This window comes from Oryzihumus sp. JJN4-3R (genome assembly GCF_057747915.1).
Window position 1 is genome coordinate 3,969,443 of the sequence record NZ_CM173229.1, and the last position, 24,544, is coordinate 3,993,986.

A 24,544-nucleotide genomic window follows, 5' to 3' on the forward strand; every position below is an offset into this window, starting at 1 on the left:
ACCACGGTGGTCCATGACAGCACGGCCCCCAGCAAGGAGACCACCATGAAGAAGCCCAGCACCATGATCATCGGCGCCGCCGCCCTCGCCGCGGCGGTCGGCGTGGCCATCACGGGCGCGTCCCTGGCCAACGCCGCCACCCGCTCCGGCAGCAGCAACAGCACCGGGTATGCCGCGCCGCAGCAGGGCGGGTACGGCCAGATGCCGCCGGGGCAGAACGGTCAGATGCCCAATGGCCAGATGCCGAACGGCCAGGCACCGGACCCGCACAAGGCCTTCCACCCCGGGGAGACGCTGCTCACCGGCACCACGAAGGACAAGGTGACCGCCGCGGCCAGGGCCAAGGAGCCCTCGGCCACGATCGAGCGGGTCGAGACCGACGGCGAGGGCGTCTACGAGGCGCACATGGTCCGCACCGACGGCACGCACGTCACGGTGCACGTCGGCAAGGACTTCACGGTCACGTCCGTGGAGGTCCAGGGGTCCGGCGGCCCCGGCCAGGGCGCCCCCCAGCAGCCAGGTGCTCCCTCGGGTGCGCCGTCCGGGTCGGCCACCACATCCGGCTCCGGCATGACCTGAGCGCGCCGGGCTGAGCCGGAACCATCGAGGGACAGGAGAGGCCCGCTCAGCGCACCACGTCGCCCGGGACGTCGTCGGTCATCGACGACCCGGGCGGCGGCACGTCCCGGTCCCGGGGACCGTCCTGGCCCAACCGCTCCAGCAGCCGGCGCCGCGCACCGTCATCCAGCGGCCCGCCGCGCGCATCGAGGGCGTCGGCGATGTCGAGCCGGTGCTCGATGCTCTTGTTGCCGCCGTACTTGAACTTGGCTCGCACCGCGGTGATGGTCAGCCGCAGCCCGCGGATCCCGGGCAGCTGCCGCCGGTCCGGTCCGTCGTGCGGGTCGACCGGGGCGCGCCCGGATCCGGCCGGCTCGAAGTGGCCGAGCTGGCGCTGCAGGATCGCCGCCTTGGCCACCGGGTCGTCGACGACCTCGACGTCCACCTCGGCCTGGACGGCGGCGTAGTAGCTGGTCGGCACCCCGTGCGCAGCGTCCCCGCCCCGCCCCGCGTTCAGCCCGGCCGGGACGTAGACGTAGTCGCCGATCACCGTCAGCAGCGCGCGCGGGCGCTCGGCCAGCGCCTCCCACACCGGGTTCGGCCGGGCCAGGTGCAGCTCGACGGTCCGCTCGCCGTCGTAGACGAAGTGCGTCGGCACGACCACCGGCAGCTCCCGCTCCGGTCCGCCGGGGGCGATGAGCTGGCCGAAGTCGAGGGTGCGCAGCACCTGTCGCCACTCCTGGTCGTCGAGGGGCGCGTCCCACGGATGCACGAGCATGCTCCCGATCCTGTCAGAGCCGGAGCCGGCGACCTCGTCAGCGCGCGCCACAGCCGGAGCCAGCGTTTCGCTGGTGCTCGTGTGATGGGTGGGGCACAATAGCCGTGCGCCCGGCTGGTCCGGGCGCACACGGCATACCGCCGGGTCGCATGGCGTGTCGAGGTCGTTGGGGAAGACGTCCCTCGCACACAGGAGGTCCGGATGTCTGCTGTGACGTCGCGTCCCACGACGCGCGGGGTGGTGTTCATTCACTCCACCCCTACTGCGCTGTGCCCGCACATCACGTGGGCGCTGGAGAGCGTGCTCGGCCAGCGCGTCGGTCTGGACTGGACCCGCCAGCCCGCCGGGCCGTCCCTGCTGCGCACCGAGCTGTCCTGGACCGGCGACGCCGGCACCGGCGCGCGCATCGCCAGCGCGCTGCGTGGCTGGGACAACCTGCGCTACGAGGTGACCGAGGAGCCCAGCCCCGGCTGTGACGGCTCGCGCTGGTCGCACACGCCGAGCCTGGGGCTGCACCACACGTGGACCTCGGCCAGCGGCGACGCCGTGGTCAACGAGGACCGGCTGCGCACCGCGATCGCCATCAGCAAGGGCAATGCCGAGGTCCTCGCCCAGGAGGTCGACCTGCTGCTGGGGGCCGCGTGGGACGACGAGCTCGAGCCCTTCCGGTATGCCGGTGACGGGGCTCCCGTGCGCTGGTTGCACAAGGTGGGGTGAGACAGGGGAGCACTTGTCAGCCGGCGGGATCGGGGAGCTGCGTGCCCTCGCGCTCATCGGCTGACGCCAACCTCGGGCCTCCGCTCGCGGAGTCGTCCCGGACACGCCGAAGGGTTGACCACATCCGGATGTGGTCAACCCTTCGCGCTGTGCGCTGGCCGCTGCTGGGGCGGGATCCTGCCTAGAGCGGGATGTTGCCGTGGTGGCCGCGACGCTGCGGGGCCTCGGCGATCGCGTGGGCCAGCGCCGAGCGGGTCTTCGTCGGCTCGACGACCTCGTCGATGACGCCGATGTCGACCGCGCGGGCCAGGCCGCCGGCGAGCTTCTCGTGCTCCACCGCCAGCTCGTTCTCGACCTGCGTGCGGTCCTCCTCGGGCACCTCCGCCAGGCGGCGCCGGTGCAGGATGCGCACGGCTGCGACCGCGCCCATGACGGCGACCTCGGCGGTCGGCCAGGCGAAGACGCGGGTCGCGCCGAGCGAGCGCGAGTTCATCGCGATGTAGGCGCCGCCGTAGGTCTTGCGGGTCACCAGGGTCACCCGGGGCACCACCGACTCGCCGAACGCGTGCAGCAGCTTGGCGCCACGGCGGACGACGCCGTCCCACTCCTGCCCGACGCCGGGCAGGTAGCCGGGCACGTCGACCAGGACGATGAGCGGCACGCCGAAGGCGTCGCACATCCGCACGAAGCGGGCGGCCTTCTCGGCCGAGGCCGAGTCGAGGCAGCCGCCGAGGCGCATCGGGTTGTTGGCGATGACGCCGACCGTGCGGCCACCGAAGCGGCCGAGCGTGGTGGTGATGTTGGGCGCCCACTTGGGGTGCAGCTCGATCATGTCCTCGGCGTCGTCGAGGACGTTGGCCACGAGCGGGTGCACGTCGTAGGCGCGCTTGGCCGACTCCGGGAACGTCTCGGCCAGGTCGCGGTCCTCGACCGCGGCCACGTCGAGCTTGCCCTGGTTGCCCAGCAGCGCGCACATGAGGCGGCCGCGCTCGAGCGCCTCCTCGGTGGACTGGGTGACGACGTGGACCACGCCGGAGCGGCGGCCGTGCGGCTCCGGGCCGCCGAGGCGCAGCGCGTCGACGTTCTCGCCGGTGACCGAGCGCACGACGTCGGGGCCGGTGACGAACACCCGGCCGTCCGGGCCGAGGATGACGATGTCGGTCAGAGCCGGGCCGTAGGCTGCGCCGCCGGCGGCCGCACCGATGACGATGGAGATCTGCGGGATCTTGCCCGAGGCCCGGGTCATGATCGCGAAGACCTCGCCGACCGCGTGCAGCGAGACGACGCCCTCGGCCAGGCGCGCGCCGCCGGAGTGCCAGAGGCCGACGACGGGCACGCCGTCGACGAGGGCACGCTCGTAGGCCACCAGGATGACCTTGCAGCCGTCCACGCCCATGGCGCCGCCCTGGATCGTGGCGTCGGAGGCGTAGGCCACGACCTTGGTGCCGCGGACCAGCCCGACACCGGCGAGCATGCCGCTGGTGTCCTCGGGGGTGATCAGCTCCAAGGTGCCCGGGTCGAAGAACGCCTCGAGCCGCTTGCGCGGGTTGCGGGGGTCGTTCTCCCGGTCGATCTTGGGCTTGGTGGCGGTGGCCGCCGCCTGGGCGGCCTCGCTGGGCATACGTGAGGTCATCAGATGCTCTTCACCGTCAGGGCGACGTTGTGGCCGCCGAACCCGAAGGAGTTGTTCAGCGCCGCGATGTCACCCTGGGGCAGCTTGCGCGCCTCGCCGTGGATGACGTCGAGCTGGATCTCCGGGTCGAAGTCGTCGAGGTTGATCGTCGCCGGCGCCAGGCGGTGGTGCACCGCCAGGATCGTCAGGACGTTCTCCAGGGCACCGGCGGCGCCGAGGAGGTGACCGGTCATCGACTTGGTCGCGCTGACCGGCATACCGTCCGCGTCGTCGCCGAAGGCGCGACGGATGGCGTTGGACTCCGCGACGTCGCCCACCGGGGTGGAGGTCGCGTGGGCGTTGATGTGGACGATGTCCTTGGGCGACAGGCCCGCCCGCTCCACGGCCTCACGCATGGCGCGGGAGGCGCCGGCGCCGTTCGGCTCGGGCGCGGCGATGTGGTGGGCGTCGGCGGACATGCCGACCGAGCCGAGCTCGGCGTAGATGCGCGCGCCACGGGCGCGGGCGTGCTCCTCGGACTCCAGGACGATGACGCCGGCGCCCTCACCGAGGACGAAGCCGTCGCGGCCGGTGTCGTAGGGGCGGGAGGCCTTCTCCGGGTCGTCGTTGCGGGTGGACAGGGCCTGCATCGCGGCGAACCCGGCGATCGGCAGCGCGTGCACGGCCGCCTCGGTGCCACCGGCGACGACGACGTCGGCGCGGCCGGATCGGATCATCTCCAGGGCGTAGCCCATGGCCTCGGCGCCGGAGGCGCAGGCGCTGACCGGGGTGTGGGCGCCGGCGCGGGCGCCGAGCTCCAGGGACACCGCGGCCGCGGGACCGTTGGGCATGAGCATCGGGACCGCGAGCGGGAACACGCGGCGGGGGCCCTTCTCCTTCAACGTGTCCCACTGGGACAGCAGGGTCCACACGCCGCCGATGCCCGAGCCCATGGCCACGCCGAGACGCTCGGGGTCAACCTCGGGCGACCCGGCGTCGGCCCACGCCTCACGGGAGGCGATCAGGGCGTACTGCGCGGACGGGTCCAGCCGGCGCACCTCGACCTTGGCGAGGACCTCCTCCGGCGGGGTCTTGATGGTGGCCGCGAAGGTCACCGGCAGCTCGTACTGGGCCACCCAGTCATAGGGCATGGTGCGTGCGCCCGAGCGCCCGGCGAGGATCGCGTCCCACGTCTCGGCGACGGTGCCGCCGAGGGGAGTGGTCGCGCCGAGCCCGGTGACAACGACGCTCCGTTCGGGGTTCGGGGTCATCGGAAGTTGTGCTCCTTGGTCTGGGTGAGGCAGCCGGTGGGGATGTATGCCGTGGGGCCGGCTCCGGCCCGCGTCCTCGGCCGGGGGTGTGGCCGGGACGCGGGCCCGAGCATCAGGTGTGGGTCAGCCCTGGGCGCTGGCGATGAAGGACACAGCGTCCTTGACCGTCTTGAGGTTCTTGACCTCGTCGTCCGGGATGCGCACGCCGAACTTCTCCTCGGCGTTGACGACGATCGTCATCATCGACAGCGAGTCGATGTCGAGGTCGTCGGTGAAGGACTTGTCGAGCTCGACGGAGTCGGTCGGCAGACCGGTCTCCTCGTTGACGATCTCGGCCAGGCCGTCGAGGATCTCCTGCTCGCTCTGCGCCATGGGATTCAGCTCCTTGGTGTGTCGGGTGGTGCGTCGGTGGATGTGACGGGGTGGTGCGGGCTGACCCGAGTTACCCGTCGGGCCGCGGGAGTCATCAGGGCAGGACCACGACCTGGGCGGCGTAGACCAGGCCCGCGCCGAAGCCGATCTGCAGGGCCAGGCCGCCGTGCGGGGCCTCGCCCTGCTCGAGCATGCGCTCGGTGGCCAGCGGGATGGAAGCGGCGGAGGTGTTGCCGGTCTCGGCGATGTCGCGCGCCACGGGGATGTGGGCGGGCAGCTTGAGCTGCTTGATCATCGCGTCGATGATCCGCATGTTGGCCTGGTGCGGGATGAATGCGTCCAGGTCGTCGGCGGTGACGCCGGCCTTGTCCAGCGCCGCCTGGGCGACGGGGGCCATGGACCACACCGCCCAGCGGAAGACCGACTGCCCGGCCATGGTGATCGCCGGCCAGTCGACGCTGTGGTCGCGGACGTTGGTCCACGGGTCGCGCTGGGAGATGGTCTCCCACTGCGCGCCGTCCGAACCCCAGACGGTGGGGCCGATGCCGGGGAAGTCGGACGGGCCGACCACCGCGGCGCCGGCGCCGTCGCCGAAGATGAACGCGGTGCCGCGGTCGGAGCGGTCGGTGAAGTCCGACAGCTTCTCGACGCCGACGACCAGGACGTACTCGGCGCTGCCGCCGCGGACCATGTCGTTGGCCAGCGAGATGCCGTGGCAGTAGCCGGCGCAGGCGGCCGAGATGTCGAACGCCGCGGCGGGGGTGGCGCCGAGCCGGTCGGCGAGGATCGGGGCCGCGGCCGGGGTCTGGTAGGGGTGGGTCACCGTGGCGATGATGACCGCACCGAGCTGGCTGGGGTTGATGCCGGCCGCGGCCAGCGCCTTGCGGGCCGCGCGCTCGGCCATGTCGACCACGGACTCCTCCGGAGCCGCGAAGCGACGCGTGACGATGCCGGAGCGCTCCCGGATCCACTCGTCGGAGGAGTCGATCCAGGTGCAGACCTCCTCGTTGGTGACCACGCGCTCGGGGCGGTAGCCGCCGACACCCCAGATGCGGGCGTGCTGGGCACCGGCGGGCGGGTTCAGCGTGCCGCGGTGGGTGGGCTGGGTCATCTCGGTCATCTCCGGGTCGCTCAGACTTCGGTGGGGTGCAGGCGCAGGAGCGGCTGGCCGGGGGAGACGGGGTCGCCGTCCTCCACGAGCCACTCGATGACCCGTCCGCCGTGCGGTGCGGTGACGGAGTAGCTGTCGCGCAGGGTGTTGACCGTCGCGACGACGGACCCGGCCGGGACGGTGGTGCCGGCCTCGGTGACGGTGTAGCTCACGGTGCCCTTGGCGGGGGCGATGACCAGCCGCCAGGTGGGGTTGTCGGCGATCTGGCTGGGCTGGGCGTGCTCGCGGACCATCCGGTGGGCGGCCTCGAGGTCGTCGGGGGTCTTCATCGCGAGGACCTCGACGCCGGGCAGGCCGCGCTTGGCCAGGTTGGCCAGCGTGCCCGCCGGGGGGATCTCGATCAGGCCGGTGACGCCGATGTCCTTGAACGTCTCCATGCACAGGTCCCAGCGCACCGGGTTGCTCACCTGGGTGACCAGGCGCCTGAGCACGTCGCGCCCGTCGTGGACGACGGCGCCGTCGGCGTTGGAGACCAGACGGGTGCGCGGGTCGTGGGTGGAGATGGCGCGGGCGTAGCCGCCGAGCAGGTCCACCGCGGGGGCCATGTGGTGGGTGTGGAACGCACCGGCGACCTGGAGCGGGATGACCCGGGCCTTGGCCGGCGGGTCGGCCTTGAGGGCCTCGAGCTGCTCGAGCGTGCCGGCGGCCACGATCTGCCCGCCGCCGTTGTTGTTGGCCGCGGTCAGGCCGTGGCGCTCCAGCGTCGCGGCGACCTCGTCGGGGTCGCCGCCGAGGACGGCGCTCATGCCGGTCGGCGTGACCGCGCTCGCGGCGGCCATGGCCCGGCCACGCTCGCGGACGAAGACCATGGCCTGCTCGGCGGTGATGACGCCGGCGGCGGCCGCCGCGGTGATCTCGCCGACCGAGTGGCCCGCACCGCCCGCGACGACGCGGTGGCCGTCGGCGGGGTGCTCGAAGAGCGCGAGCAGCGAGATGAGGCCGGCGCCGACGATCAGCGGCTGGGCGACGGCGGTGTCCTTGATGGTCTCGGCGTCGGACTCGGTGCCGTGCGCGACCAGGTCCATGCCGGCCACGGCCGAGAGCCACTGCATGCGGTCGCGGAATCCGGGCAGCTCCAGCCAGGGGGCGAGGAAGCCGGGGGTCTGGGAGCCCTGTCCAGGGCAGACGATGACGAGCACGGCTCCAGCCTTGCCGGTGAGCCGCGGCGGGGCCGTGACCGAACGCCACGAACTCCTCGGGCGTGTTTTGGAGGGGTCCTACAAAGCCTCGAGGGAGGCGTCCTCGGGGTTTCCGTCCGGTGACGGGGTCGTGACCGGCTCCTGACCGGGCACGGTCCGCCGCCACGGCCGCTGCGCGGGCTCGGCCAGGCGACCGACGGCGAGGGCCATGCGCACCACGTGCGCCTCGCGTGGCTGGGTCAGGTCATAGCCGGTCAGGGCGGCGATCCGGCCCAGCCGGTAGCGCACCGTGTTGGGGTGCACGAACAGCACGCGCGCGGTCGCCTCGAGGCCGCCGCCACCGTCGAGGTAGACCGTGGCGGTCTCGAACAGCGCGGCGCCGCTGGCAGCGAGCGGGCGGTAGACCTGGTCGATCAGCATCCGCCGGGCCGGGGCGTCGCCGGTGAGCACGCGCTCGGGCAGCAGGTCGTCGGCCAGGACCGGGCGCGGCGCCTCAGGCCACGCCCGCGCCGCGCCGAGCCCGGACAGGGCCGAGCGGGCCGAGCGGCCGGCGGCGAACAGGTGCGGCACCACGGGGCCGACCACGATCGGCCCCGGTGCGAAGTGCGACGCCAGTGCTCGGGCGAGCCCGAGCGCGTCGTCCACCCCGCCCAGGATGGTCACCAGCCGCTGCCCCTGCACGGCGGCCAGGCACTCCACCCCGTGCCGGCGGGCGGCCCGGCGCAGCGCGTCGACCACGCCGGCGGTGTCCCCGCCGGGCGTGACGCCGGCGACGACGGCGACGCGGCTGACCGACCCCCACCCCAGCGCCGTCGCTCGCGACTGCATCGAGTCGTCGGCCTCGCCGCGCAGGACCGCGTCGACGACGAGGGACTCCAGCCGGGCGTCCCAGGCGCCGCGGGCCTCGGCGGCCTCGGCGTAGACCTGGGCCGCGGCGAAGGCGATCTCGCGGGAGTAGCGCAGCACCGCCTCGCGCAGCGCCTGCTCCTCGCCGGGCGCGGCCAGCTCGCCGACCTCGTCCTCGACGACGTCGACCACGGCGCGGACCAGGTCCAGGGTTTGCCCCAGGCTGATCGAGCGGGTCAGCTCCCGCGGCGCCGTCCCGAACACGTCGGCGGTGATGTGCGGCTGGTCGGAGGGGTCGCGGCACCACGCGATGAAGGCGGCGATACCCGCCTGGGCGACCAGCCCGACCCAGGAGCGGTCCTCGGCGGACAGCGCGCGATACCAGTCGAGGTTGACCTCCATCCGCTTGATCGCGGAGGTCGACAGCGCGCCCGCGCTGCGCTCGACCCGGCGGCGGGTGGCGGCGCTCATGCGGCTGCCCTGGGTGGCCATGCCACCAGCCTATTTGTATGCCGTGCACAAGGGCACCAGGTCCGCGGCGACGGGTGGGGTCGGTCACCCCTAGCCTTGCGCCGGTGGGGACCTCCAGACCGGCACGCGCCCGTGCGGCACTGCTGACCGCGCTCGCCCTGCTGGTGCCGGCCGGGGCCGGCTGCTCGACCGGTGTGCACGCACCTCCAACGGTCGTCACGGGGGCGCGGCCGCCCGCCGCGGCGACCAGGCTGCTGCCGCGGGCGCTGGTCATTGGCCATCGCGGAGCCCCCGGCTACCGGCCCGAGCACACCCTCGCCTCCTACGAGCTGGCCGCGCGGATGGGCGCGGACTACCTCGAGCCGGACCTGGTCTCCACCAAGGACCACGTGCTGGTGGCCCGGCACGAGAACGAGATCGGCGCGACCACCGACGTCGCCGACCACCCCGAGTTCGCCTCCCGGCGGACCACGAAGGTCGTCGACGGGGTGCGCGAGACCGGCTGGTTCACCGAGGACTTCACCCTCGCCGAGCTGCGCACCCTGCGTGCCAGGGAGCGGATCCCGTCGGTCCGGCCGCAGAACGTGCGCTACGACGGGAGGTTCCAGGTGCCGACCTTCGCTGAGGTGCTCGCCCTGCGGGCCCGGCTCTCGCGCGAGCTGCACCGGCCGATCGGCGTCGCCCCGGAGACCAAGCACCCCACCTACTTCCACGCCCTGGGCCTGGACCTCGAGCCGGTCCTCGTGGCCCAGCTGCGCCGGGCCGGGCTCGACCGCGCCGACGCCCCGGTGCTGGTGCAGTCCTTCGAGCTGACCAACCTCGAGCAGCTGCGCTCGCGGTGGAAGCTGAGGGCCCCGACGCTGCTGCTGACCGCGACGCGGGGCGCGCCCTACGACCTGCGCTCCCACGGCGACCCGCGCACCTTTGCGACCCTGACCAGCCCGGCCGGCCTGCGCACGCTCAAGGGCGTGGTGAACGCGATCGGGCCGGACAAGGCCGAGGTCATCCCGCGCACGGCCGGCGGCCGGCTCGGCACCCCGACCAGCCTCGTGGCCGACGCCCACCGCGCCGGGCTGTGGGTGATCCCGTACACGTTCCGCGCGGAGAACCAGTTCCTGCCCACCGACCTGCGCCGGGGCAGCGACCCCGACGCCCGGGGTGACGCGGTGGCGGAGGACGAGCGCTACCTGCGTGCGGGTATCGACGGCTTCTTCACCGACCAGGCCGACCTCGGCGTCACCGCCCGCCGGGACCTGTCCGCGACCGGCTGACGCGGCGGTTGGGGCGCGAGGGGGTGGGCGGACCCCCGGCGTCGGCCTACCGTGGGTGCGGGACGAAGGAGGCCGCCATGCTCGACGAGGCCACGCTCCAGGCCACGCTGCAGCGCCACTGGGACTACGCCGGCACAGACCAGGACATCACCCACGAGATCTACCACGACGACGCCGTGCTCGAGTTCCCCCAGTCCGGGGAGCGCTTCGAGGGCGTGGCCAACTTCAAGGTGTGGCGCGAGCAGCTGCCCTACGGCGTGCGCTTCCACATCCGCCGGGTCGTCCACCGCGACGACCTCGTCGTGGTCGAGAACCTCATCTCCTACAACGGCGAGCCGTGGCAGTTCGTCGTCAACCTCATGGAGTTCCGGGACGAGAAGGTCGCGCGCGAGCGCATCTACATCATGGAGGGCTGGGAGGCCGCGCCGTGGCGCAGCCCCTGGCGGGCGGAGACGCCGGCCGACGCGCCCTTCCCCGCGCCGTAGCCGGGTCCCTGCGCGTTGCCGCGTGGAGCGGCGGCGCGGGAGGTGGTCGGTGCGGGAGGTGGGCGGTGCGGGAGGTGAGCTGCGCGGCACACCCCTGCACGTGCCGGAGGGCGGCAGCGATCCTCACGCTCGCTGCCGCCCTCCGACGTGTCAGGCCGGTATGCCGTCCGGTCAGGCGTCGCCGCCGGCGTTGCCCGAGGTGCCGGCCGTGATGTCGAGCAGGCGGTAGCGCTCGGCTGCCTGCTGTGCCACCGACGGGTCGACCTCGCCGCGCTTCGCCAGCATCTGCAGCGTCCGCACCGCGAGGGACGGGCCGTCGATGTGGAAGTAGCGACGGGCCGCCGGGCGGGTGTCGGAGAAGCCGAAGCCGTCGGCACCCAGGGAGACGAAGTCACCCGGGACCCACTGCGCGATCTGGTCCTGCACCGCACGCATGTAGTCCGACACGGCGATGACCGGGCCGGGTGCGTCCTGGAGGCGCTGGGTCACGTAGGGCACGCGCTGCTCGGCCTCGGGGTGCAGGAACGCCTGCTCGTCGGCGGCCAGGCCGTCGCGGCGCAGCTCGCCCCACGAGGTCACCGACCACACGTCGGCCACCACGCCCCAGTCCTCGCGCAGCAGCTCCTGGGCCTCCAGGGCCCACGGCACGCCGACGCCGGAGGCGAGCAGCTGCGCCCGCGGGGCGCCGTCCTTGCCCTCGGCGTTGCCGGGCTTGAGCAGGTACATGCCCTTGAGGATGCCCTCGGTGTCGACGTCCTCCGGCTGGGCCGGCTGCACGTAGGGCTCGTTGTAGACCGTGACGTAGTAGATGACGTCCTCGGGGTTGTCGCCGTACATGCGACGCAGGCCGTCCTCGACGATCGTGGCGATCTCGTAGGCGTAGGCCGGGTCGTAGGAGACGACCGCCGGGTTGGTCGAGGCGATCAGCGGGCTGTGGCCGTCGGCGTGCTGCAGGCCCTCACCGGTGAGGGTGGTGCGGCCGGCGGTCGCGCCGATGAGGAAGCCGCGGGCCATCTGGTCGGCCGCCGCCCAGATCGAGTCGGCGGTCCGCTGGAAGCCGAACATCGAGTAGAAGACGTAGACCGGCACCATCGGCTCGCCGTGGGTGGCGTAGGCCGAGCCCGCGGCGGTGAACGCCGCAACGGAGCCGCCCTCGTTGATGCCCACGTGCAGGATCTGGCCCTGCGGGGACTCCTTGTAGGCCAGCATCAGGTCGGCGTCGACCGAGGTGTAGTTCTGCCCGTGCGGGTTGTAGATCTTGGCCGTCGGGAAGAACGAGTCCATGCCGAAGGTGCGCGCCTCGTCGGGGATGATCGGCACCACGCGGCGGCCGAACTCCTTGTCGCGCATGAGCTCCTTGAGCAGGCGGACGAACGCCATCGTGGTGGCGATCTGCTGCTTGCCCGAGCCCTTCTTCACCGCCTCGTAGGCGGTGTGCTCGGGCAGCTTCAGGGCCTTGGGCTGCACGCGACGGTTCGGGATCCCGCCGCCGAGCTTCTGCCGGCGCTCCCGCAGGTACTGGATCGTCGGGTCGTCCTCGCCGGGGTGGTAGTACGGCGGCAGGTAGGGGTTGGCCTCGAGCTGCTCGTCGCTGATCGGGATGCGCAGGCTGTCGCGCAGGCCCTTGAGGTCGTCGAGGGTCAGCTTCTTCATCTGGTGCGTGGCGTTGCGGCCCGCGAAGTGCGTGCCCAGGCCGTAGCCCTTGATGGTCTTGGCCAGGATGACCGTCGGCTGCCCGGTGTGCTCCATCGCCGCCTTGTAGGCCGCGTAGACCTTGCGGTAGTCGTGGCCGCCGCGCTTGAGGTTCCAGATGTCCTGGTCGGTCATCCCGTCGACCATCGCGCGGGTGCGCGGGTCGCGGCCGAAGAAGTGCTCGCGGATGAACGCCCCGTCGTTGGCCCGGTAGGTCTGGTAGTCACCGTCGGGCGTGGTGTTCATCAGGTGCACCAGCGCGCCGTCGCGGTCGGCCGCCAGCAGCGGGTCCCACTCACGGCCCCAGACGACCTTGATGACGTTCCAGCCCGCGCCGCGGAAGAACGCCTCGAGCTCCTGGATGATCTTGCCGTTGCCGCGGACCGGGCCGTCGAGGCGCTGCAGGTTGCAGTTGACGACGAAGGTGAGGTTGTCCAGCTCCTCGCCGGCCGCGACCTGGAGCAGGCCGCGCGACTCGGGCTCGTCCATCTCGCCGTCGCCGAGGAACGCCCAGACGTGCTGCTGGCTGGTGTCCTTGATGCCGCGGTTGTGGAGGTACTTGTTGAACTGCGCCTGGTAGATGGCGTTCATCGGGCCCAGGCCCATGGACACCGTCGGGAACTCCCAGAAGTCCGGCATGAGGCGCGGGTGCGGGTAGGACGGCAGCGCCACCGGCTTGCCGTCGACCACGTGGGAGTGCTCCTGGCGGAAGCCGTCGAGCTGCTCCTCGGTCAGCCGGCCCTCGAGGAAGGCGCGGGCGTAGATGCCGGGGGAGCCGTGGCCCTGGATGAAGACCTGGTCGCCGCCGCCCTCGTGGTCCTTGCCACGGAAGAAGTGGTTGAAGCCCACCTCGTAGAGCGTCGCGGCCGAGGCGTAGGTCGAGATGTGGCCGCCGACGCCGATCTCCGGGCGCTGCGCGCGGTGCACCATGACCGCGGCGTTCCAGCGCAGGAAGGCGCGGTAGCGGCGCTCGACCTCCTCGTCACCGGGGAACCACGGCTCGCCCTCGGGGGCGATCGTGTTGATGTAGTCGGTCGCCGTCAGGGACGGCACGCCGATCTGGCGCTCCCGCGCCCGCTCGAGGAGCTTGAGCATGACGTAGCGCGCACGGGTGCGTCCGCTCTCGTCGATCACCCCGTCCAGCGACTCGAGCCACTCCTGCGTCTCCTCGGGGTCGATGTCCGGGAGCTGACTGGGGATGCCGTTCAGGATGGGTCCGGCTTCCTCGCGTGCCACCACGCCTTGTCCTTTCTCGCACTGTCAGTCACTGGCGCCGGAGACCCGTGGGGGTCGCGCGCGGAGGTCAGTGACACCCCATCCTCCACCCGAACGCGGGCTTGGTCACATTCGGGTCCGGGTCCTTGACTTCCGGCCCGGTTGCCTACCCGGTGGTAACCGCGTCCTGACCGGCGGTGATCCCCAGTCGGGCGCCCCCGGCGTAGACCGTCAGGCGCGGGTCGCGGACGAAGCCGACCAGCGTCATCCCGGCCTCGGTGGCCAGGTCCACGGCAAGGCTCGAGGGCGCCGACACCGCCGCGAGGACCGGCACGCCGGCCATGAGCGCCTTCTGGGTCAGCTCGAAGCTGGCCCGGCCGCTGACGGCGAGGACGTGCCCGGTCAGCGGCACCCGCCCCTCGCGGGCCGCCCAGCCCAGCACCTTGTCGACGGCGTTGTGCCGGCCCACGTCCTCGCGGACGACGACCGGCTCCCCGTCGGCGGTGAACAGCCCGGCGGCGTGCAGCCCGCCGGTGCGGTCGAAGACCTTCTGCTGCCGGCGCAGCGCCGCCGGCAGGGCGGCCACGACGGTGGGGGAGATCCGCACCGGGTCCTGCGCCACGGCATACCGGCTCTTGGTGGTGATCGCCTCGATGCTGGCCTTGCCGCAGATGCCGCACGAGCTGGTCGTGAAGAAGTCGCGCGCCGCGCTGGCCGGCGGGGGCTCGACGCCCTCGGCCAGGGTCACGTCGACGACGTTGTAGGTGGGCCGGCCGTCCTCGCCCTCGTCGAGGCAGTGCATCAGCTGCCGCACGTCGGACGCGGCGCCGATCAGCCCCTCGGTGAGCAGGAACCCGATGGCCAGGTCGAAGTCGTCGCCGGGGGTGCGCATGGTGACCGCGAGGGAGGTGCCCCCGACCCGGATCTCCAGCGGCTCCTCGACGGTCACCGTGTCGGGCCGGGCGACGACGCGGGGTCCTGCGGGGTCGCTGACGTCGATGCGGTGCGCCGGGGTGCGGCGGGTGACACGTCCCATGCAGCGACTGTATGCCGGGCACGTTCGACGGGCGTCACGCCCCGGCCGGGGGTACCGTCCGGGCCAAGGGGCAGGGGAGGTCTGACATGTCGGTTCTCGACAGGGAGCGCAGCGTCGCGCGCCCGGGGTTCAGCAGGTGGCTCATCCCGCCGGCGGCGCTGGCGGTGCACCTGGCGATCGGGCAGGTCTACGCGTTCAGCGTGTTCAAGACCTCGCTGGTGGCCCACTTCGGCACGTCGCAGACGCCGGTGGCGGCGATCTTCTCGATCGCGATCGTCATGCTCGGGCTCTCGGCCGCCTTCGGTGGCACGTGGGTGGAGCGGCACGGCCCGCGGGCCTCGATGGTGGTGGCCGCGCTCTGCTGGAGCGTGGGGTTCCTCATCGGGTCCCTCGGCATCGCCACCTCGCAGCTGTGGCTGCTCTACCTCGGCTACGGCGTCATCGGCGGCATCGGGCTGGGCATCGGCTACATCTCGCCGGTCTCGACGCTGATCAAGTGGTTCCCCGATCGGCCCGGGCTGGCGACGGGCATGGCGATCATGGGCTTCGGGGGCGGGGCGCTCATCGCCTCGCCGCTGTCCAACGCGCTGCTCGGGCACTTCGACCCCGGCTTCGACCCCACTGCCAAGAACGCCGTCGCCGACGGGCACGCGCTCGCGATGACGTTCCTCGTCCTGGGCGTCGGCTACCTCGTGCTGATGCTCTTCGGGGCCGCCCTGGTGCGGGTGCCGCCGGGCACCGGCGTCGACGACGGCCACGCGGCGCACATCGCCGGCCGGGGCGGAGCCCAGGTGCGGGCCGCGGAGGCGATCCGCACGCGCCAGTTCTGGCTGCTGTGGGTGGTGCTCTTCTGCAACGTCACCGCCGGCATCGGGATCCTGGAGCAGGCCGCGCCGATGATCCAGGACTTCTTCCGCTCCGGCGGGAGCTCGTCGGTCACCGCGGCGGCGGCGGGCGGCTTCGTCGGCCTGCTGAGCCTGGCCAACATGGCCGGCCGCTTCCTCTGGTCCACCACCTCCGACGTCACCGGGCGGCAACGGATCTACGTGCTCTACCTCGGCGTGGGCATCGTGATGTACGTCCTGCTCGCCACCGTCGCGACCGCCTCGACGGTCCTGTTCGTCGGGGTGGCCGCGGTGATCATCTCCTTCTACGGCGGCGGTTTCGCGACCGTCCCGGCCTACCTCAAGGACCTCTTCGGCACCCTCGAGGTGGGCGCCATCCACGGTCGGCTGCTCACGGCGTGGTCGGCCGCTGGTGTCGCCGGGCCGTTGATCGTCAACGGGATCCTCGACACCTCGGGCAAGCCCGGCACGCTGACCGCCTCGGCCTACCGGCCGGCGCTGCTGCTCATGGTGGCGGTGCTGGCCGTGGGCTTCGTGGCCAACCTGCTGGTCCGTGACGTGGACCGGCGGCACTTCGACACGGCGGCGGCCGGTGCCGCCGGCGAGCTGCAGGAGGTCGGGGCATGAGCAGCCGGGGCACGAACATCGAGTCGCACGCGCACCGCTCCACCTACGACGGATCCGGGGCCGGGCCGGAGGCGGCGTCGCCGGTCGTGGCCGTCCTGGGTGCCTGGCTGGTGGTGGCCACGCCGCTGGCCTACGGCCTGTGGCAGACCCTGGCCAAGGCCGCCAAGCTGTTCACCGGCTGACCTTCGCCGAGGTCGACGAAACCCACCCCTCAGGGCTCCTGAGGGGTGCGTCTCGTCGACCTCGGTGGGGAGGGCGGTGGCTCGCTGTGGCCGGTCAGGCCTTCTCGAGGCGGACGACCAGGCTCTTGGCCACGGGGGTGTTGCTCTTCTCCGCCACGTGGTCGGTCGCCATCAGCACGTTGGTCTCCGGGTAGTAGGCCGCGGCGCAGCCCTGCGCCGTCGGGTAGGACACCACCCGGAACTGCTCCGCCCGCCGCTCGACGCCCTCGAACTCGCTGACGAGGTCGACGAGGTCGCCCTGGTGCAGGCCCATCCGGTGCAGGTCGGTCGGGTTGACCATCACGACCCGGCGCCCGCCGTGGATGCCGCGGTAGCGGTCGTCGTGGCCGTAGACGGTGGTGTTGAACTGGTCGTGGCTGCGGATCGTCTGCAGCAGCAGCCGGCCCTCGGGCACCTCGAGCAGCTGCACCGGCGCGACGACGAACTGCGCCTTGCCGTCGTCGGTGTCGAACTCGCGGGAGTCGCGCGGCTTGTGCGGCAGGAGGAAGCCGCCCGGCTCGCGCACCCGGGTGTTGAAGTCCTCGAAGCCCTTGACCACGTCGGCCACCCGGTCGCGGATCGCGTCGTAGTCCTCCGCGAAGGTGGCCCAGGGGATCTGGCCGACGTCGGGCACGAGGTGGCGGGCCAGGTCGGCGACGATGCGGACCTCGCTGTGGCACTGCTCCGAGGGCGGGTTCAGCGAGCCCGAGGACAGGTGCACCTGGCTCTGGGAGTCCTCGACGCTGACGGCCTGGACCCCGCGCGGGGTCTCGTCGCGGTCGGTGCGGCCGAGTGCCGGGAGGATCAGGGCCTCGCGGCCGGTCACCGTGTGCGAGCGGTTCAGCTTGGTCGACACGTGCACCGTCAGGTCGCAGCCGCGCAGCCCCTCGTGGACCACCGGGGTGTCCGGCGTGGCCATGGCGAAGTTGCCGCCCATGCCGAAGAAGACCCGCAGCGACTTCTCGCGCAGCCGCCGCACCACCCCGACCGCGTCGAGCCCGTGCTCACGCGGCGGCACGAAGGAGAACTCCTTGGCCAGCTTGTCCAGGAACTCGGCGGGCATCTGCTCCCAGATCCCCATGGTGCGGTCGCCCTGGACGTTGGAGTGGCCGCGCACCGGGCACGGGCCAGCGCCGGGCTTGCCGATGTTGCCCTGGAGCAGCAGCACGTTGACGACCTCCTGGATCGTCGCCACGGCGTGCCGGTGCTGGGTCAGCCCCATCGCCCAGCAGACCACGGTCGCCCGCGACGCCAGGAAGCGCTGGGCGAGGGCCTCGATGTCCTCGCGGGCCAGGCCCGTCGCCTTCTCGGTCTGCTCCCAGTCGAGCGTGCCCACGGCCGCCTCGTAGGCGGCATACCCGTTGGTGCGCTCCTCGATGAAGGCGCGGTCGAGGACCGTGCCGGGGTTGGCCTTCTCGGCCTCGAGCAGGAGGTGGGCCACGGCGCGGAACAGGGCGTGGTCGCCGCCGAGGCGGATCTGGAGGAAGTCGTCGGCCATGGCGGTGCCGGTGCCGACGATGCCCTTGACGTTCTGCGGGTTGCGGAACCGGATCAGCGCCGCCTCGGGCAGCGGGTTGATGGCGACGATGACGGCGCCGTTCTTCTTGGCGTTCTCCAGGTGGGTCAGCATCCGCGGGGCGTTGGTGCCCGGGTTCTGGCCGGTGATGACGATGAGCTCGGCCTGCTCGAGGGAGTTCAGCGTCACCGCGCCCTTGCCGATGCCGATCTGCTCGGACATGGCGTGGCCGGAGGACTCGTGGCACATGTTGGAGCAGTCGGGCAGGTTGTTGGTGCCGTAGGCGCGGACCAGCAGCTGGTAGGCGAACGCGGCCTCGTTGCTGGTGCGGCCACTGGTGTAGAACGCCGCGTCGTCGGGGTTGGGCAGCGCGCGCAGGTGCCGGGTGATGATCGCGTTGGCCTCGTCCCACGACACGGGCTCGTAGTGGGTCCCACCCTCGGGCTTGTACATCGGCTCGGTCAGGCGGCCCTGCTGGCCCAGCCACCACTCGCTCTGCTCGTGCAGTGCGGCGATCGAGTGCTTCGCGAAGAAGGCCCGGTCGACGCGGCGCGTGGTCGCCTCCCAGGCGACCGCCTTGGCCCCGCTCTCGCAGAACTCCGCCGTGTGCCGGGCCTCCGGGTCCGGGTCGGGCCACGCGCACGAGGGGCAGTCGAACCCCTTGTCCTGGTTCAGCCGCAGGAAGGTGCGGGCGGTGCGTGCCGCCCCCATCTGCTCCAGGCCGTGCTTGAACGAGCTGGCGATCGCGGGGACCCCCGTCGCCCAGGTCTTCGGGGGGTCGATGTGTGCCTGCGCCTCAGGGTCAACCATGGGGCGACTGTATGCCGGGACCGGGTGCCGCGCAGGCGCTGGTGGGTGTCCGCGGCATGGTCACTCCTGACCAGATCGGGACGAACTGCTTGCACTATCCCTCTTGACCTAGTGGACTACGCAGCGGAAGCAACAACACGGTTCGCCGCTCGGCGGGGGATCTCAACAAGGAGGACACGACGGTGGGTGCGACCGCGGAAGCGGCAGCAACGAACGGCTCGGTCGCGAAGCTGGGGTTCGTATCGGGGCAGGCAGTGCAGGAGTTCGGCTGGGACGACGACGTCGACGACGCCCTCCGCGCTGCCATCGAGACCGTGACGGGGGCGGAGCTCGAGGACGAGGACTCCACCGACGTCGCGGACGCGGTGGTCCTGTGGTGGCGCGAGGAGGACGGCGACCTGGTCGACGCCCTCGTGGACGCGCTGACCAACCTGGCCGACCGGGGCTTCATCGTGCTGCTGACGCCCAAGGCCGGGCGAGACGGCCACGTCGACGCCAGCGACGTCGAGGAGGCCGCGCTGACCGCCGGCCTGCACACGTCCGGCACGGTCAACGCCTGCGCCGACTGGGCGGGCACGCGGCTGGTCGCCCCGAAGACGGCGCGTCGCTGACGGCTGGCACACTGGGCGCCATGAGCGCTTCCGACGTGCACGCCTTCCCGGTCGTCTCCGTTCCCCCCGTGGTCGGGGAGCACGCTCCAGACTTCCGGCTGAAGGACCAGCACGGCCAGAAGATCTCGCTCTCGGACTTCCACGGCGACAAGAACGTCGTGCTCGTCTTCTACCCGTTCGCCTTCTCCGGCCTGTGCACCGGCGAGCTGTGCGAGATCCGCGACAACCTCGCCGCGTTCGAGAACGACGACGTGCAGGTGCTCGCGATCTCGGTCGACCACATGTTCACCCAGCGGGCCTGGTCGGAGTCCCAGGGCTATGAGTTCCCGGTGCTGTCGGACTACTGGCCGCACGGCGAGGTCGCCCGGGCCTACGGCGTCTTCGACGAGCAAGGAGGCTTCGCCCTGCGCGGGACCTTCCTCATCGACACCGAGGGCACCGTGCGCTGGAGCCTGGTCAACAAGGTCGGCGAGGCACGTGACTTCGGCGGCTACCACGCCGCCCTCAAGACCCTGGTCCAGCGCTGACGCCGGACCGGGTGGGGCCTGTAGCTCAGTTGGTAGAGCACCGCGTTTACACCGCGGGTGTCGTCGGTTCGAGACCGGCCGGGCCCACATGCAGGAGCTGACCCTCGCCGAGGTGGTGGCCGCTCTCGACGGGCTGTACCCGCCGGAGACCGCGCAGTCGTGGGACCAGGTGGGGCTGGTGACCGGTGACCCGGACCAGCCGGTGCGCCGGGTCCACCTCGCCGTCGACGCGACCCTGGCCGTCATCGAGGAGGCCCGCGACGCCGGGGCCGACCTGCTCGTGACGCACCACCCGCTGCTGCTGCGCGGCGTGCACAGCGTGGCCACCACCACCGCCAAGGGTGCGGCGGTCACCGCCCTGGTCGTCGGCGACATCGCCCTGTATGTCGCGCACACCAATGCCGACGTCGCCTCACCGGGCGTCTGCGACGCCCTGGCGACGGCACTCGGCCTGTCCGCGCTGAGGCCGCTCGCGGTCGTGGAGGGGCAACAGCTCGGGCGGGTCGGGGAGCTGCCGGAGGGTGAGTCGCTGCGCGCGTTCGCCGACCGGGTCGCGGCCGCGCTGCCCGCTGCGGCCGGCGGCATCCGGGTGGCCGGACCCGCCGACGGGCAGGTGCGCACGGTCGCCGTCGTCGGGGGCGCCGGGGACGACATGTTCGACCACGTGCGGGCCAGCGGCGCCGACGTCTACGTCACCGCCGACCTGCGCCACCACCCCGTCCTCGAGGCCCGCGAGGAGGCCCGGGGCGGCACCCCCTACCTGGTGGACGCCGGCCACTGGGCCACCGAGTCGCTCTGGCTGGCCAGCGCCCGCGAGAGGCTGTTGACCGCCCTCGGCGAGCGGGGCACTACGGTGGACCTTCACATCTCAACACTGCGCACCGACCCCTGGGACTTCGTGGTCGGTGCCGAGCTGCCCGGAGGTACGTCCTGAAAGCCGACACCAGCCGTCAGTGGCGACTGCTCGACCTGCAGGCGCTGGACACGCGCCTGGACCAGATCGCGCACCGCAAGGGCACGCTCCCGGAGCTGAAGGAGCTGGCCCAGCTCGCGGCGCAGACCGCGGCCCTTGACACCGAGCTGGTCCGCGCCCGGACCGCCCACAGCGACGTCCAGCGCGAGGTGGCCAAGGCCGAGGCCGACGTGCAGCTCGTGCGGGACCGCTCGGCCCGCGACCAGGCCCGGCTCAACTCCGGCCAGGGCACGGCCAAGGACCTCCAGGCGCTCCAGCACGAGGTGGCCTCGCTGGCCCGGCGGCAGTCCGAGCTCGAGGACATCGAGCTCGAGGTCATGGAGCGGGCCGAGACCCTGGAGGCGCGGGTCGCCGAGCTGGAGTCCGCGCGCGCCGAGCTGACCGCCAAGGTCGAGGTGCTCGAGGCCTCGCGCGACAAGGCGCTGGCCGAGCTCGACGCCGAGGCCGCGCAGCTCGCGGCCAACCGCTCCAACGTCGTCCCCGGCGTCGGTGAGGACCTCGTCGCCCTCTACGAGAAGATCCGTGCCAGCAGTGGCGGGGTCGGTGCCGCGGCCCTGCGCCAGCGTCGGTGCGAGGGCTGCCGGCTGGAGCTGAACCAGGTCGACATGAACCGCATCGCCGCGGCTGCCGACGACGAGGTGCTGCGCTGCGAGGAGTGCCGCCGCATCCTCGTGCGCACCTCCGAGTCCGGCCTCTAAGCCCGGTGGCCGGGCGCAGGCTCGTCGTCGAGGCCGACGGCGGCTCCCGGGGCAACCCGGGCAACGCCGGCTACGGTGCGCTGGTCCGCGACCCCGCCACCGGCGCCGTGCTCGCGGAGCGCGCCGAGTCGGTCGGCATCGCCAGCAACAACGTCGCCGAGTACTCCGGTCTCGTCGCCGGTCTCGAGGCGGTGCTCGACCTCGAGCCCGGGGCCGACGTCGAGGTCCGCATGGACTCCAAGCTGGTCATCGAGCAGATGTCCGGCCGCTGGAAGATCAAGCACGAGGACATGCGCCGCCTGGCGCTCCAGGCCCGGGACGTCGCCGCGCAGATCAGCGACGCCGGCGGCTCGGTGCGCTTCACCTGGATCCCGCGCGCGGAGAACTCCGCCGCCGACAAGCTGGCCAACGCCGCCATGGACGGTGAGTCGATCAACCGCACCGTCGGGGTCACGGCGACCGAGACGGCGCAGGCGACGTCGGCGGAGTCCACCAGCACCGCCCCCGACCTGGGCGTGCCGACCCGGCTGGTCCTCGTGCGCCACGGCGTCACCGACTTCACCGTGTCCGGCCGGCTCGACGGGCGTGGCGGGACGGACCCGGTGCTCAACCCTGCCGGCCAGGCCCAGGCCCTGGCGGCGGCACGCGCCGTGGAGTCCCTGGTCGGGCACAGCACGGCACGGCTCGTGACCTCCTCGCTCGCGCGGGCCAGGCAGACCGGCGACGCGATCGCCCGGGTCCTCGGCGTCGAGCCGGAGGTCGACGCCGACTGGGACGAGCAGAACTTCGGCGACTGGGACGGCAAGAGCGTCGGCCAGATCTCCGCCCGCTGGCCCGAGGAGCTGCGCCGGCTGCGCGGTGACCTGGACTACGCCCGCCCCGGCGGCGAGAGCCACGCGGCGCTGGCGCAACGGGTCCTCGGCGCCTACGCGCGTGCCGTCGACGGCGGTGGCGTCGTCGTGGTCGCGACCCACCGCAAGCCGATCCTCGTCGTCCTCACCGAGCTCCTCGGCATCCCGCACGACCGGATCTGGCGTCTGCTGACCGCGCCGGCGTCGCTGTCGGCGGTCGAGGTGTGGCAGGACGGCGGGGCCTCGGTGGCCTTCGTCAACCACACCGCCCACCTGCGCCAGGGCTGAACCGGGCAGTCCCGAGGCGGGCCACCCCGGCCGTCCCGGGGCGGGCCCACCCGGGCCGTCCCACGACGTGAGCCCAGCCATCCGGCATACGGACGCGTGTGGCAGGGTGCGGCCATGGACGACCGACTTGCCTACCGCGTCCTCACCGGACCGGACGACCGCGCCTTCTGCGAACGGGTCAGTGCCGCCCTGGCCGAGGGCTACGAGCTGTACGGCTCCCCGTCGCTGACGTTCAACGGCGAGCGGGTCATCGTCGCCCAGGCCCTGGTGCTGCGGCGTGAGGGGGAGTGGCGATGAGCTACGCCGGCGACGTCGCGCCGCAGGAGGCGTATGCCGCGTTGCAGCAGGAGCCCTCGGCGGTCCTCGTCGACGTGCGCACCGCCGCGGAGTGGAGCTATGTGGGTCTCCCGGACCTGACGGGCATCGGCAAGCGCGTGGTTCCCCTTGAATGGCAACGCTTTCCGGACGGGTCGGTCAACGAGCACTTCCTCGACCAGCTGCGCGGCGCCGGCGTCGAGGCGGGGATGCCGCTGTACTTCCTGTGCCGGTCCGGGGTGCGCTCGGCGGCCGCGGCCGAGGCGGCGACCCGGGCCGGACTGGGCCCGGCGTACAACGTCAGCGACGGCTTCGAGGGCCCGCTGGACCGTGAGGGACACCGCTCGGTGTCCGGGTGGAAGGTCGCCGGCCTGCCCTGGAGGCAGGGATGAGCGAGCTGCGGCCCGACACCCTTGCCGTCCGGGGAGGCTTGCAGCGCAGCGGTTTCGACGAGACCGCGGAGGCGCTCTACCTCACCTCGGGCTTCGTCTACTCCAGCGCGGAGGAGGCCGAGGCCGCGTTCAAGGAGGAGACCGACCACTTCGTCTACTCCCGTTACGGCAACCCAACGGTGCACATGTTCGAGGAGCGGATGCGGCTGCTCGAGGGCACCGAGGCCTGCTTCGCCACCGGGTCGGGGATGGCGGCCGTCTTCGTCGCGCTGGCCGCCCTGCTCGGCCGGGGCGACCGGGTCGTGGCGGCGCGCGGGCTGTTCGGCTCCTGCTTCGTCATCCTCGACGAGATCCTGCCGCGCTGGGGCGTCGAGACCGTCTTCGTCGACGGGGCCGACCTGGACCAGTGGCGTGAGGCGCTGTCGCAGCCGACGACCGCGGTGTTCTTCGAGTCGCCGAGCAACCCGATGCAGGAGCTGGTCGACATCCGCGCGGTGTGCGACCTGGCCCACGCTGCCGGGGCGCAGGTCGTCGTGGACAACGTCTTCGGCACCCCGGTGTTCTCCCGCCCGCTGGAGCAGGGCGCCGACGTGATCGTCTACTCCGCCACCAAGCACATCGACGGCCAGGGCCGCACGCTCGGCGGGGCGGTGCTCGGGACCGCGGAGTTCGTCAACGGTCCCGTGCGCAACCTGATGCGGCACACCGGCCCGTCGATGTCGCCGTTCAACGCCTGGGTGCTGCTCAAGGGGCTGGAGACGCTGCGGCTGCGGGTCGAGCGGATGGCCGCCTCCGCGCTGGAGCTGGCCCGCGCCCTGGAGGCCCACCCGAAGGTGACCCGGGTCGTCTACCCGTGGCTGGAGTCGCACCCCCAGCACGAGCTGGCCCGCGCCCAGATGCTCGGTGGCGGCACGGTGGTGACGTTCGAGGTCGAGGGCGGCAAGGACGCGGCGTTCACCCTGATGAACGCCCTGCGGGTGATCGACATCTCCAACAACCTCGGCGACTCCAAGTCGCTCATCACCCACCCGGCGACCACGACCCACCGGCGCCTCGGCGAGGAGGCGCGCCTGCGGGTGGGCATCACCGACGGGGTGCTGCGGGTCTCGGTCGGCCTGGAGGACGTGCGCGACCTCGTCGAGGACCTGCAGCGGGCGCTGGACGCCTGACCCTCGGCACCGGGCGCGGGGGTCCTGCCCTCCGGGCCCGGCCGCGAGTCGCATGACCCCTGCGGTG

Annotated in this window: 23 protein-coding genes, 1 tRNA gene and 1 pseudogene; 15 read left to right on the plus strand and 10 right to left on the minus strand. The window is 72.5% G+C overall.

Annotation, left to right across the window (positions count from 1 at the left end; genetic code table 11):
* Positions 1-45 precede the first annotated feature (45 nt).
* A complete protein-coding gene (locus AC3ANM_RS18955; protein ID WP_488285965.1) occupies positions 46-579 on the plus strand; it encodes a hypothetical protein in 534 nt (177 codons plus the stop codon).
* Between the two features lie 46 nt (positions 580-625).
* Here the strand turns inward: AC3ANM_RS18955 and AC3ANM_RS18960 are convergent, their stop codons facing one another.
* The gene (locus tag AC3ANM_RS18960) at positions 626-1,336 is read right to left on the minus strand and encodes an FMN-binding negative transcriptional regulator (RefSeq protein ID WP_488285966.1); all 711 of its coding nucleotides are present in this window, start codon (positions 1,334-1,336) and stop codon (positions 626-628) included.
* Between the two features lie 201 nt (positions 1,337-1,537).
* Here AC3ANM_RS18960 and AC3ANM_RS18965 point away from each other — a divergent pair, with 201 nt between their 5' ends.
* Positions 1,538-2,053 (plus strand): DUF3145 domain-containing protein, encoded by a 516-nt coding sequence (locus tag AC3ANM_RS18965; protein WP_488285967.1) that lies wholly within the window; start codon positions 1,538-1,540, stop codon positions 2,051-2,053.
* A 181-nt stretch (positions 2,054-2,234) separates the two neighbouring features.
* Here AC3ANM_RS18965 and AC3ANM_RS18970 read toward each other — a convergent pair whose 3' ends face one another.
* The 6 genes from AC3ANM_RS18970 to AC3ANM_RS18995 form a co-directional block, all read right to left on the minus strand.
* Positions 2,235-3,686 (minus strand): acyl-CoA carboxylase subunit beta, encoded by a 1,452-nt coding sequence (locus tag AC3ANM_RS18970; protein WP_488285968.1) that lies wholly within the window; start codon positions 3,684-3,686, stop codon positions 2,235-2,237.
* Complete coding sequence (gene fabF, locus AC3ANM_RS18975) at positions 3,686-4,936, minus strand: beta-ketoacyl-ACP synthase II (protein WP_488285969.1); 1,251 nt, start codon at positions 4,934-4,936, stop codon at positions 3,686-3,688. Before fabF ends, AC3ANM_RS18970 begins: the two co-directional genes overlap by 1 nt.
* Positions 4,937-5,059: 123 nt before the next feature.
* Positions 5,060-5,308 carry an acyl carrier protein gene (locus AC3ANM_RS18980; RefSeq protein ID WP_488285970.1) on the minus strand — a complete coding sequence of 83 codons (249 nt, stop codon included), beginning with the start codon at positions 5,306-5,308 and terminating at the stop codon, positions 5,060-5,062.
* Between the two features lie 94 nt (positions 5,309-5,402).
* A complete protein-coding gene (locus tag AC3ANM_RS18985) occupies positions 5,403-6,428 on the minus strand; it encodes a beta-ketoacyl-ACP synthase III (protein WP_488285971.1) in 1,026 nt (341 codons plus the stop codon).
* Between the two features lie 11 nt (positions 6,429-6,439).
* Positions 6,440-7,618: an acyltransferase domain-containing protein gene (locus tag AC3ANM_RS18990; protein ID WP_488285972.1), complete on the minus strand. Its 1,179-nt coding sequence runs from the start codon at positions 7,616-7,618 to the stop codon at positions 6,440-6,442.
* A gap of 78 nt (positions 7,619-7,696) precedes the next feature.
* Complete coding sequence (locus AC3ANM_RS18995) at positions 7,697-8,956, minus strand: PucR family transcriptional regulator (protein ID WP_488285973.1); 1,260 nt, start codon at positions 8,954-8,956, stop codon at positions 7,697-7,699.
* Between the two features lie 83 nt (positions 8,957-9,039).
* On the opposite strand from AC3ANM_RS18995, the gene AC3ANM_RS19000 reads away from it, so the two are divergent.
* Both AC3ANM_RS19000 and AC3ANM_RS19005 read left to right on the plus strand, forming a co-directional pair.
* On the plus strand, positions 9,040-10,206 hold the full coding sequence (locus AC3ANM_RS19000; protein ID WP_488285974.1) for a glycerophosphodiester phosphodiesterase: 1,167 nt from the start codon (positions 9,040-9,042) through the stop codon (positions 10,204-10,206).
* Positions 10,207-10,283: 77 nt separating this feature from the next.
* A complete protein-coding gene (locus AC3ANM_RS19005) occupies positions 10,284-10,691 on the plus strand; it encodes a nuclear transport factor 2 family protein (RefSeq protein WP_488285975.1) in 408 nt (135 codons plus the stop codon).
* A gap of 171 nt (positions 10,692-10,862) precedes the next feature.
* On the opposite strand, the gene aceE is transcribed toward AC3ANM_RS19005, so the two are convergent.
* Entirely contained in the window at positions 10,863-13,622 is a 2,760-nt protein-coding gene (aceE, locus tag AC3ANM_RS19010; protein ID WP_488285976.1) for a pyruvate dehydrogenase (acetyl-transferring), homodimeric type, read from the minus strand.
* A gap of 142 nt (positions 13,623-13,764) precedes the next feature.
* The gene (fdhD, locus tag AC3ANM_RS19015) at positions 13,765-14,634 is read right to left on the minus strand and encodes a formate dehydrogenase accessory sulfurtransferase FdhD (protein WP_488285977.1); all 870 of its coding nucleotides are present in this window, start codon (positions 14,632-14,634) and stop codon (positions 13,765-13,767) included.
* A gap of 86 nt (positions 14,635-14,720) precedes the next feature.
* Here fdhD and AC3ANM_RS19020 point away from each other — a divergent pair, with 86 nt between their 5' ends.
* Both AC3ANM_RS19020 and AC3ANM_RS19025 read left to right on the plus strand, forming a co-directional pair.
* On the plus strand, positions 14,721-16,106 hold the full coding sequence (locus AC3ANM_RS19020) for an OFA family MFS transporter (protein WP_488285978.1): 1,386 nt from the start codon (positions 14,721-14,723) through the stop codon (positions 16,104-16,106).
* Positions 16,103-16,288 (plus strand): MFS transporter small subunit, encoded by a 186-nt coding sequence (locus AC3ANM_RS19025; RefSeq protein ID WP_488285979.1) that lies wholly within the window; start codon positions 16,103-16,105, stop codon positions 16,286-16,288. The genes AC3ANM_RS19020 and AC3ANM_RS19025 overlap by 4 nt, the downstream gene beginning before the upstream one ends.
* Before the next feature lie 94 nt (positions 16,289-16,382).
* Here the strand turns inward: AC3ANM_RS19025 and AC3ANM_RS19030 are convergent, their stop codons facing one another.
* Positions 16,383-18,653: an FdhF/YdeP family oxidoreductase gene (locus AC3ANM_RS19030; RefSeq protein WP_488285980.1), complete on the minus strand. Its 2,271-nt coding sequence runs from the start codon at positions 18,651-18,653 to the stop codon at positions 16,383-16,385.
* Positions 18,654-18,835: 182 nt separating this feature from the next.
* Between AC3ANM_RS19030 and AC3ANM_RS19035 the strand changes: the two genes are divergently transcribed.
* The 9 genes and pseudogenes from AC3ANM_RS19035 to AC3ANM_RS19075 all read left to right on the plus strand — a co-directional run bounded on the left by AC3ANM_RS19035 (position 18,836) and on the right by AC3ANM_RS19075 (position 24,477).
* Positions 18,836-19,264 carry a DUF3052 domain-containing protein gene (locus AC3ANM_RS19035; RefSeq protein ID WP_488285981.1) on the plus strand — a complete coding sequence of 143 codons (429 nt, stop codon included), beginning with the start codon at positions 18,836-18,838 and terminating at the stop codon, positions 19,262-19,264.
* 20 nt (positions 19,265-19,284) lie between these two features.
* On the plus strand, positions 19,285-19,791 hold the full coding sequence (locus AC3ANM_RS19040) for a peroxiredoxin (protein ID WP_488285982.1): 507 nt from the start codon (positions 19,285-19,287) through the stop codon (positions 19,789-19,791).
* A 14-nt stretch (positions 19,792-19,805) separates the two neighbouring features.
* Positions 19,806-19,878 (plus strand) — tRNA-Val (locus AC3ANM_RS19045).
* Between the two features lies 1 nt (position 19,879).
* Positions 19,880-20,725, plus strand: coding sequence for a Nif3-like dinuclear metal center hexameric protein (locus tag AC3ANM_RS19050; protein ID WP_488285983.1), 846 nt, complete (start codon positions 19,880-19,882; stop codon positions 20,723-20,725).
* Positions 20,726-20,769: 44 nt separating this feature from the next.
* Positions 20,770-21,462 (plus strand): zinc ribbon domain-containing protein, encoded by a 693-nt coding sequence (locus AC3ANM_RS19055; protein ID WP_488287983.1) that lies wholly within the window; start codon positions 20,770-20,772, stop codon positions 21,460-21,462.
* 5 nt (positions 21,463-21,467) lie between these two features.
* Complete coding sequence (locus AC3ANM_RS19060; protein WP_488285984.1) at positions 21,468-22,601, plus strand: bifunctional RNase H/acid phosphatase; 1,134 nt, start codon at positions 21,468-21,470, stop codon at positions 22,599-22,601.
* Between the two features lie 114 nt (positions 22,602-22,715).
* Positions 22,716-22,874, plus strand: a pseudogene (locus AC3ANM_RS19065) (DUF1737 domain-containing protein); the annotation flags it as partial.
* Between the two features lie 20 nt (positions 22,875-22,894).
* Positions 22,895-23,308 (plus strand): rhodanese-like domain-containing protein, encoded by a 414-nt coding sequence (locus AC3ANM_RS19070; RefSeq protein WP_488285985.1) that lies wholly within the window; start codon positions 22,895-22,897, stop codon positions 23,306-23,308.
* A complete protein-coding gene (locus tag AC3ANM_RS19075) occupies positions 23,305-24,477 on the plus strand; it encodes an O-succinylhomoserine sulfhydrylase (protein WP_488285986.1) in 1,173 nt (390 codons plus the stop codon). Before AC3ANM_RS19070 ends, AC3ANM_RS19075 begins: the two co-directional genes overlap by 4 nt.
* The last annotated feature ends 67 nt before the right edge of the window (positions 24,478-24,544 follow it).